This is a genomic window from Romboutsia weinsteinii (assembly GCF_002250835.2).
Lineage (GTDB): Bacteria > Bacillota > Clostridia > Peptostreptococcales > Peptostreptococcaceae > Romboutsia_A > Romboutsia_A weinsteinii.
Genome location: NZ_NOJY02000015.1, coordinates 77,834 through 88,030, shown reverse-complemented (window position 1 = coordinate 88,030; position 10,197 = coordinate 77,834). Strand labels below are relative to the sequence as shown.

The window sequence follows — 10,197 nt, the reverse complement described above, 5'->3', positions numbered from 1 at the left end:
ATACCATAAGCTATACAATCCTCATCACATACAAAATTTGGATTATGTATTATACATGTATCTTTATTTTCTTCTGATTTACATCCTAAAAACATGAAATTTGATGGTACTTCTCTAGTGAAAAATGAGAAATCTTCCCCTCCTGTTGCTGGATATTCTAATTCCATTACAGATTCCTCTCCTAAGTTATTTCTTAATGACGAAAGTACACTTTGAGCTAAATTGGGGTCATTATATGTTACAGGATATCCATATCCATACTTAAATTCATATTCACAATTGTACGTATCACATATACCTTTAATTATTTCTTCTATTCTATTAGGTAAATACTCTCCCACACTTGGTGATGAACATCTAACTGTTCCTTCAAGTTTTACCTCATCAGCTATAACATTGTATCTTATGCCACCATGGACAGTTGATATAGTAACTACTGCACTATCTGCTGGACTTATATTTCTACTTACAATAGTTTGAAGTGCTGTTATAAGATAACCTGCGCAAACTATCGCATCATTGCCCATATGTGGTGCAGATCCATGAGCACTTTTTCCTTTTATCGTGATAAATATTCTATCCGATTGAGACATTATAGGTCCTTTTTTAGTAGCCACCATACCTACGGGTAAATCCCACACATGCATACCTAATGCAGCATCTACTCTTGGATTCTCAAGTACTCCTTCTTCTATCATTAAAGGTGCTCCGCCTACTGGATTATTTTCCTCAGCTGGCTGAAATACAAACTTAACATTTCCAGGTATATCATCTTTTATTTCACTAAGTACTTTGGCTGCCCCAAGTAGTATTGATGTATGAACATCGTGTCCACAGGCATGCATTACTCCTTCTACTTTAGATTTAAAATCTAAATCAGTAGTTTCATGAATCGGAAGAGCATCCATATCAGCTCTTAACATTAATGTTTTGCCTGTCGTATCTGAATTAAGATTTGCTACTACACCTGTTTTACCTATACCTTTTTGTACTTCTAAATTCATTTCTTTTAACTTTTCATATACTAACTGAGATGTCTTTTCTTCTTTTAAGCTTAGCTCTGGGTTTTCATGAATAGTTCGTCTTATTTTAATTACATCGGCAATATACTTATTTATTAGTTCTTCAATACTTAAAACTCCAATGCTCTCCATATCTATTCCCCTCTCTAATATTTTCCCTATATCATAATATTAGCAAAACATTATAGAATTTAGCAAGTTTTTGTGATAAAATTCAAAATATACAGAAAATTTAATAAAAGGGGGTATTAAATTAATGTCAACTAAATCTATTGGCAAAGAGAAAAATGGTGGAATACTTGCTTGGATTGAAAAAGTAGGTAACAAAATACCACATCCATTTTTATTATTCTTTTATCTAACATTAATAATAGTTATTCTTTCTTGTTTTCTAAACATAATAGGTGTGAATGTTGAAAATCCAGCAACTAGCGAAATTGTATCTGTAAGAAATTTACTTTCAGCTGAAGGAATTGTATTTATTCTAGAAAACTTAATCACCAACTTCTCTGGATTTGCACCACTTGGCTTGATTTTATCTATGACTATAGGTATCGGTGTTGCAGAACATTCAGGTCTAATCTCTACATTCATGAGAAATTCAATATTAGGAGCTTCTCCTAAATTAGTAACTATTATGATAATGTTTATAGGTATATGTGGTAACTTAGCATCCGATGCTGCTATAGTAGTAGTACCTGTAATTTCTGCTATGATATTTGTATCTATGGACAGGCATCCTTTAGCAGGTATTGCAATTGGATATGCAGCAACTACTGCAGGATTTAGCGCAAATCTTATGATAAGCGGAACCGATGCACTGTTGTCCGGTATATCTACCGAAGCTGTAAAAATTATTGATCCAAATATGCATGTCGGTATAGCTGATAACTGGTATTTCATGATTGCATCTACTTTTTTACTTTCAGTTGTTGGTGCTATTGTTACAGAGAGATTTATAGAGCCTAGGCTTGGAAAGTACAATGGTAAAATCAAAGTAAATAATGATAGGGTTACAGATATAGAAAGAAAAGGTTTAAAATATGCCGGCTTATTTACAGTAATGTTTATTTTATTAATTGCTGCAGCTACTATTCCGGAAAATAGTTTTTTAAGAAATCCTGAAACAGGATCTATAATTCAGAAATCCCCACTTATAAACAGTATTGCTCCTATATTAATTATTTGGTTTGTATCAATAGGTATAATATATGGAAAGACAGTAGGTACAATAAAGTCAGCAGCAGATGTGCCTGCATTTATGACAAAATCAATAGGTACAATGAGTTCTTATATAGTTTTAGTATTCATTATAGGTCAATTTATAGCGTATTTCAACTGGAGTAATATTGGTTATGTAATAGCTGTATATGGTGCTGAGCTATTAGAATTTATGAATTTGAAAGGAATACCTTTGTTTATAATGTTCATACTTCTTTGCTCTTTTATAAACCTATTTATAGGAAGTGGTTCTGCAAAATGGACCCTTCTAGCACCAATATTTATACCCATGTTCTATATGTTAGGATATAATCCTGCTTTAACTCAATTATTATATAGAATAGGTGATTCTACTACAAATATAATATCACCACTATTCTCTTATATACCTATTATTATTGCCTTAGCTCAACAGTATGATAAGAAATATGGTATGGGTACAGTCATTTCAACTATGATTCCATACACAATTGCAATGATGATAACTTGGACTTTACTTGCTATAGTATGGTTCTTCTTTAAAATACCACTTGGTCCAGGGGTTGGAATATTTATATAATAAAAAAATAGGTGAATATCCACCTATTTTTTTATTATATATTATTTGAGATTAATCTTACTTTCCAAAGTGTCTTTCTAATAATCCTAAGAACGCTTTACCATGTCTAGCTTCATCTTTACACATTTCATGAACTGTATCATGTATAGCATCTAATCCTAATTCTTTAGCTTTTTTAGCTATTTTTAATTTTCCTTCAGTTGCTCCGTATTCAGCTTCAACTCTAGCTTCTAGGTTTTTCTTAGTATCTGCAACTACTACTTCTCCTAATAATTCAGCGAATTTAGCAGCATGCTCAGCTTCTTCGAAAGCTATTCTCTTATAAGCTTCAGCAACTTCTGGGTATCCTTCTCTATCTGCTTGTCTACTCATTGCTAAGTACATTCCAACTTCTGTACATTCTCCAGTAAAGTTAGCTCTTAATCCTTCTAATATCTCTTCATCAACACCAGCTGCTGCACCTATTCTGTGCTCATCAGCCCATACCATTTCTCCTGACATTTCTTCAAACTTGTCAGCTCCTACTTTACATACTGGACATAGCTCTGGAGCAGTTTCTCCTTCATGTATATAACCACATACTGTACAAACAAATTTCTTCATAATTTTATTTCCTCCCAATTTTTATTTTAAAAGTAGTAATCATTACTATTATTATAATATCATATATACCCGGTGCTTTTAAGTCTAAACAACTTTTTTTAATTTTTTGGGGAGTTTTTTATTTATTTTTCTGAAACAACCATAAACATCAATGATTCAGAGTAATTTATAGAATCGTCTGCTTGCAATCCTTGACTTTTTACGTTATTTTTAACTTTAACCTTGTTAAAACCAATCTCTAGTAATGTATCTACATCCCAAGATGGCCTTTCTATATTGCTAAGTGGTCTATATTTAGTTATAGTATCTTTTATATCAAAATTTATAATCTTTCCACCTGGAGATAAAACTCTATACCATTCTCTATATGCCATACTTGGGTAATCTAAGCTGCTTATAAGATTTTTTGCAACTATTAAATCAAATGAGTTGTCTTTAAAATGAAGGCTTTGTGCATCCATTTTCTTGAACTTTATAATATTCCTATATTCACCTGAGTTTTTCATAGATTTTTTTAGCACCTCTTCTGAACAATCAATAGATGTAACATCATGACCTAATGATGCCATAAATATAGCTAAAGATTCAGAACCATACCCAATATCTAGTACCTTTAAATTCCTACCTTCAATACTAGGCATATATTTTTGTATTAAATCTTTCAGTATGTATACTTTGCTCGTGCTTCCATAATCGTCTAAATCATAATTCATCTGCTCTCTAGTACCTTCTAACATCATTGCTAAATCTTCTCCCCCTAATATTTATATATTTATAACAAAAAAGTCTAACTCAATGAGCTAGACTCTTATTTATAATACCAGTACGATAAATATTCTTATCATTGATTATAATTAAGAAATTCATTTAAACTCACAGGATAAATTTAATATTTCAATATTATTGTGAATAAAATTTTCAAATTTCTTAATTTCACCTACAAAGATTATATTCATTATGATTCCACTTATTACCTTTAATTTTCTTTCTACATTTAATCTTATATAAAGTTAATATTTATAATTAAACTACAAAAAATAGCGAACTCTTCTAAAGTTCGCCATTAATAATAAATATATTTAGTTAATTACATTATTTTTTTCATTATTAAATTCTTTTTCTATATTCATTAATGTCTTTTTATAAAATATAACAAAGCATATAGCTGTAGTTGCAGCCGCAACTACATCAGCGATAGGCTCTGATAATAATGTCGCAAATAGCTTATTATCTATAAAATTAGGCAGAATAAATACTAATGGAACTAACAAAAATATTTTTCTAAGTAGTGCTAGAAATAATGATATCTTTGCCTGCCCAAGTGCTAAGAAAGTTTGCTGGCATGCCATTTGAATACCAAACATAAATATTCCAGCAAAATATACCTTTATGCTCCAACTAGCTATTCCAAGTAAAGCTGGATCATTATTAAATACTTTTACAAATAATTTAGGTACAATCATAAGCATTATCCACATAAAAGTAGTATAAGAAAAACACAATGAAATACACAACTTAAATGTTTTCTTTACTCTATCAATTTGTTTAGCTCCAAAATTATAACTTATTATTGGTTGAGATCCTTGAGATAATCCCGTAGCTGGCATTGTTATAATTTGCATTATACTACTCATTATAGTCATTGCACCAACAGCTAAGTCTCCTCCAAACATCTGAAGCCTACTATTTAATGTAACCAGCACTATACTCTCTGTTGATTGCATTATGAATGGTGCTATCCCAAGACCTAAGACAGGTAACATTATCTTTAACTTTGGTATAATAAACTCTCTTCTAATTTTTAGTATACTTTTCTTTCCAAATAGGAACTTTAAAACCCATACTGCTGACACTGATTGTGATATTACTGTAGCTGTAGCAGCTCCTTTTACCCCCATATTAAATCCATAAATAAGTATAGGGTCCAAAATTATATTTATTATTGCACCTATCATCACGGTTGTCATGCCTATTCTCGCAAACCCTTGTGTATTAATGAACGAATTCATCCCTAAAGCAATTTGAACAAAAATCGTACCTATTAAATATATCCCTAAGTAATCTATAGAGTATTTAATAGTCGCCTCACTTGCACCAAATTTCCATAACATAGGCTCTTTAAAAATCTGAAATAATATAGTTAAGATTATGGATAATATAATAAGGCATGAAAAAGCATTACTCATTATTTTTTCTGCACCTCTATTATCTTTTTCACCCATTTTTATAGCAACTAGTGGAGCACCACCCATACCTATTAAACTACTAAAAGCCGATATTATTAATATTATTGGTGATGCTATACCAACCCCTGCCATAGCTATGTCTCCATATTGCATCCTACCTATAAAGATTCTATCAACTATGTTATATAGTAAATTTACAAGCTGTGCAATAATCGCTGGAGTGGCTAATTGAAATAGTAATTTCCCTATATTATCTTTCCCTAAATCTGTACTGACTTTACTCATTTTCTCAACTCCCTGCAATTCTATGTATAATAATTTAACCTCACTATATTATTTTAGCTTATAGATATAATTAAAACAATTTCAAAAAAAGATATTCCAATAATTAATTGGAATATCTTTTTAATCTATTTCTATTTGTTTATTTTATGAAGCTTGATCTTCATTTTCAAATTGACTATTATATAAACTTGCATAGAATCCATTTGCTTTTAATAATGTTTCATGGTTTCCTTGCTCTACTATATCTCCATCTTTCATTACTAATATTACGTCAGCTTCTCTTATAGTAGACAATCTATGAGCTATTATAAAGCTTGTTCTACCTTCCATAAGATTGTCCATAGCCTTTTGAATTAATACTTCTGTACGAGTATCAACAGAACTTGTAGCTTCATCTAATATAAGTATCTTAGGATCTGCAAGTATTGCTCTAGCAATAGTTAATAACTGCTTTTGACCTTGGGATATATTATTTGCCTCTTCATTTATTTCCATCTTATATCCGCCGGCTTGAGTCTTAATAAAGTGATGTGCATGTGCAAGTTTTGCAGCTTTAATAACTTCTTCATCACTAGCATCTAGTTTACCATAACGAATATTTTCCATTATATTACCACTAAACAGCCAAGTATCCTGTAAAACCATACCAAAGATCTTACGTAAATCATTACGTTTAAAGTCTTTTATATCATGACCATCTACTAAGATTTGGCCACTGTTTATATCATAGAATCTCATTAATAACTTTACTATAGTAGTCTTTCCAGCCCCAGTAGGACCTACTATCGCAACTTTTTGACCAGGTTTTACATTTATAGAGAAATCATTTATTATTGTTTGTTCTTTATTATATCCGAAGTTAACATTCTTAAATGATACTTCACCTTTTATATCCTCTGTACTTACAAAGTTAACAGGATCTACACTTTCTTCTTCCTCTTCTAAGAACTCAAATACTCTTTCTGCTGCCGCTGCAGTTGCCTGCATTACATTGGCAATTTGAGCAGTTTGAGCTATAGGTTGCATAAAAGTTCTTGTGTACTGAGTAAATGACAGTATATCTCCGACTTGTATTGAATTTTTTATAGTTAAGTATCCACCCATAATGGCAACTACTACATAACCTAAGTTTCCTATAAATGTCATTATAGGCATCATCATCCCTGATAAAAACTGAGACTTCCATGCAGAGTTGTATAATTTATCATTTAATTCTTCAAATTCAGCTATGGCCTTTTCTTCACCATTAAAAGCTTTCATTATATTGTGTCCACTATACATCTCTTCTACGTGTCCATTAGCATTACCTAGATATTTTTGTTGATTTTTAAAGTGTTTTTGTGATTTTTTTACAACCACAGATATTAATACCATAGATATCGGAAGTACTAATAAGCTCACAACAGTCATTGACACACTTATAGATAGCATCATTATAAGTACTCCAATAATCGTTGTTGCAGATGTTATCATTTGAGATAATATCTGATTTAAGTTTTGACTTATAGCATCAACATCATTTGTAACTTTAGATAGTACCTCTCCATGTGTATTTTGATCAAAATACTTAAGTGGCATACGGTTAATCTTCTCTGATATTTCTTTTCTTAAATTATAAGAAACTTTTTGTGCTATGTCTGATGTAATAAAAGTTTGTATAAATGAAAATATTGAACTAGTAACATAAAGTCCAACCAATATAGTTAATGTTCTTCCTATAGAGGTAAAGTCAATTCCACCTCCACTTTGTGACACTTTACTTACTAATCCTTCAAATATCTTAGTAGTTGCATTTCCTAATATCTTTGGTCCTATTATTGAAAATGCTGCACTGCCTATAGCAAATATAACTACAAGTAGCATTGCAAATCTATATGGTCTTAAATGCTCTATTAATTTTTTCATGGTACCTTTGAAATCTTTGGCTTTGGCTGTTGAACCGCCCATTGGTCCCATGCCCATACCCATTCCACCTGGTCCTTTTCTTGGTCTTTTTTGATTACTCATGATCTAACTCCTCCTTTGAAAGCTGAGATAGGGCAATCTGATTATATACTTCGCAATTTTTAAGAAGCTCTTTGTGAGTTCCGCATCCAACCATTTCACCATCATCAAGTACTATTATTTGTTCTGCATTCATAATAGTACTTATTCTTTGAGCAACTATAAGCACTGTTGAATCATTCGTTTCAGATTTTAACTCTTTTCTAAGCTTTGCATCAGTCTTTAAGTCAAGTGCAGAGAAACTATCATCGAATATAAATATCTTAGGTTTCTTAGCAAGTGCACGAGCAATTGAAAGTCTTTGCTTTTGACCACCAGATACATTTGTACCACCTTGAGCTATCTCAGACTTAAACCCTTCCGCTTTCTCTTTTATAAAATCTATTGCTTGAGCAATTTTCGATGCTTTTTCAACATCTGCAGTTGTTGCTGTTTCTAATCCATAAGTTATATTACTTTCAATAGTACCTGAGAATAATACTCCTTTTTGTGGTACATATCCTATTCTTTCTCTTAATTCATGTTGACTTACATCTCTTATATCTATACCATTAATTAAAATTTCTCCTTCTGTTACGTCATAGAAACGAGGTATTAAATTAATTAAAGTTGATTTACCGCTCCCTGTACTTCCTATGAAAGCAGTAGTTTGACCAGGCTTTGCAGTAAAGCTTATATTTTTTATTATTTCATCATCTGCATCTGGATATTTAAATGATACGTTTCTAAATTCAACTACACCATCTTTATCTTTTCCAAAGTGCTTAGCTTGCTTAGAATCATGTATAGCTATGTCTGTTGATAACACTTCATTAATACGCCCTGCTGATACTGATGCTCTAGGTAATATAACTGATAACATAGATATCATTAAGAATGCCATAATTATTTGCATTGCATATTGTATAAACGCCATCATATCTCCAACCTGCATTGTTCCAAGGTCAACCTGATGTGCACCAATCCATACTATTAGTATAGTTATAATGTTCATTATTAACATCATTATCGGCATCATCATTGTCATAATACGATTGACAAAAGTATTTGTTTTTCTAAGATTTGCGTTTGTTTCATCAAATCTTCGCTCTTCATTTTTTTGTGTACTGAATGCACGTATTACTAACATACCAGTAAGACTTTCACGAGTTACAAGGTTTAATTTATCGACTAATTGTTGAACAACCTTAAATCTAGGAAGTGCTAATGTAAATAGTACTGCTACTACACAAAGAATAGCTATAAGTGCAACCCCTATTATCCAAGCCATAGAAGTATCTGTATTTAATACTTTTATTAAACCTCCTATACCTAGTATTGGTGCATAAAATACCATTCTGACTAACATAACCATTAGTGTTTGTATTTGTTGTATATCATTAGTACTACGAGTTATTAATGATGCTGTTGAGAATTTGTTAAATTCTATATTAGAGAATCCAACTACTTTTCTAAATACATCTTTTCTAAGGTTCTTACCCATACCTGCTGCTATTCTTGCTGCAAGGAAGCCTACTGTAACTGTAGCAACCATACTTATTAACGCAATAGCTAGCATTAATCCACCTGATTTAAATATATAATTTGTTTGTAACTTCTCTGTATCTATTCCTACTTTTTCATATTCTGATTTAACATATGATACTGAAGCTTGAGTTAGCATACTTTCGTTCATATTATCTAATTCTTTATCTATATTTGTTTTTAGCCCATCCATTTGTTCTTTGGGCATATTAGAAAGTACTGTCCAAATATCCATTCCTTCAGGTATATCTTTTATTGCTCCCTGCTTTTGGGCCATTTCTATACCTTGTACTCTCATTATGTTTTTACTCATTATAGAATTAAGACGCTCTATAACTTCTTTATTATCAGTATTTAATTCATACACTGATTCTCCTTTAATATCAGGATATTTTTTATTATCATTTATAAGTTTATAATTATCCTTTATTTCTTTTTGCTCAGACTCACTCATAAATATCATAAGTTTATCAATTTCGCTTTTACGAATTACTTTAGGTACAGCATTTTCTATACCACCTTGCTGAATACCTACATTTACAATGTTTGATGTGTAATCTGGTAGTGATAAATCACAAACTGCTTGAATGATTAATAGTGTAACTACAGCAATAATAGACACTACAAATGGCTTTAAGTATTTAAAAATCTTAAACATTGTGTTCTGTTCCTCCATTTCAATTGATATTTTAATACAATATTAAATCCTTAATATTATATTTTTAGCATTTTTTTTATTTTTATTGTATAATTATATTAATTATATTAGTTAATAGTTATACTTTTTAACTAT

7 protein-coding genes are annotated in these 10,197 nt (G+C 31.0%); 1 reads left to right on the top strand and 6 read right to left on the bottom strand.

The window, feature by feature from the left end; translation table 11 throughout:
* The coding region (locus CHL78_RS10545) for a M20 metallopeptidase family protein (protein WP_147295812.1) at window positions 1-1,154 on the bottom strand (1,154 nt) is incomplete at its 3' end.
* A gap of 124 nt (window positions 1,155-1,278) precedes the next feature.
* Here CHL78_RS10545 and CHL78_RS10540 point away from each other — a divergent pair.
* On the top strand, window positions 1,279-2,802 hold the full coding sequence (locus CHL78_RS10540; RefSeq protein WP_094368944.1) for an AbgT family transporter: 1,524 nt from the start codon (window positions 1,279-1,281) through the stop codon (window positions 2,800-2,802).
* A 57-nt stretch (window positions 2,803-2,859) separates the two neighbouring features.
* Here CHL78_RS10540 and CHL78_RS10535 read toward each other — a convergent pair whose 3' ends face one another.
* The 5 genes from CHL78_RS10535 to CHL78_RS10515 form a co-directional block, all read right to left on the bottom strand.
* Window positions 2,860-3,405 carry an NADH peroxidase gene (locus tag CHL78_RS10535; RefSeq protein ID WP_116041467.1) on the bottom strand — a complete coding sequence of 182 codons (546 nt, stop codon included), beginning with the start codon at window positions 3,403-3,405 and terminating at the stop codon, window positions 2,860-2,862.
* A gap of 122 nt (window positions 3,406-3,527) precedes the next feature.
* The gene (locus tag CHL78_RS10530) at window positions 3,528-4,145 is read right to left on the bottom strand and encodes a class I SAM-dependent methyltransferase (RefSeq protein ID WP_094368151.1); all 618 of its coding nucleotides are present in this window, start codon (window positions 4,143-4,145) and stop codon (window positions 3,528-3,530) included.
* A 339-nt stretch (window positions 4,146-4,484) separates the two neighbouring features.
* Window positions 4,485-5,876: an MATE family efflux transporter gene (locus CHL78_RS10525; protein ID WP_116041465.1), complete on the bottom strand. Its 1,392-nt coding sequence runs from the start codon at window positions 5,874-5,876 to the stop codon at window positions 4,485-4,487.
* Between the two features lie 144 nt (window positions 5,877-6,020).
* Window positions 6,021-7,883 carry an ABC transporter ATP-binding protein gene (locus CHL78_RS10520; RefSeq protein WP_116041463.1) on the bottom strand — a complete coding sequence of 621 codons (1,863 nt, stop codon included), beginning with the start codon at window positions 7,881-7,883 and terminating at the stop codon, window positions 6,021-6,023.
* Entirely contained in the window at window positions 7,876-10,062 is a 2,187-nt protein-coding gene (locus tag CHL78_RS10515) for an ABC transporter ATP-binding protein (protein ID WP_116041462.1), read from the bottom strand. The genes CHL78_RS10520 and CHL78_RS10515 overlap by 8 nt, the downstream gene beginning before the upstream one ends.
* Window positions 10,063-10,197 lie beyond the last annotated feature (135 nt).

Coding starts and splice junctions, on each gene's coding strand:
- CHL78_RS10540 (WP_094368944.1), top strand. CDS start 1,279: ATGTCAACTAAATCTATTGGCAAAGAGAAAAATGGTGGAATACTTGCT.
- CHL78_RS10535 (WP_116041467.1), bottom strand. CDS start 3,405: ATGAAGAAATTTGTTTGTACAGTATGTGGTTATATACATGAAGGAGAA.
- CHL78_RS10530 (WP_094368151.1), bottom strand. CDS start 4,145: ATGATGTTAGAAGGTACTAGAGAGCAGATGAATTATGATTTAGACGAT.
- CHL78_RS10525 (WP_116041465.1), bottom strand. CDS start 5,876: ATGAGTAAAGTCAGTACAGATTTAGGGAAAGATAATATAGGGAAATTA.
- CHL78_RS10520 (WP_116041463.1), bottom strand. CDS start 7,883: ATGAGTAATCAAAAAAGACCAAGAAAAGGACCAGGTGGAATGGGTATG.
- CHL78_RS10515 (WP_116041462.1), bottom strand. CDS start 10,062: ATGTTTAAGATTTTTAAATACTTAAAGCCATTTGTAGTGTCTATTATT.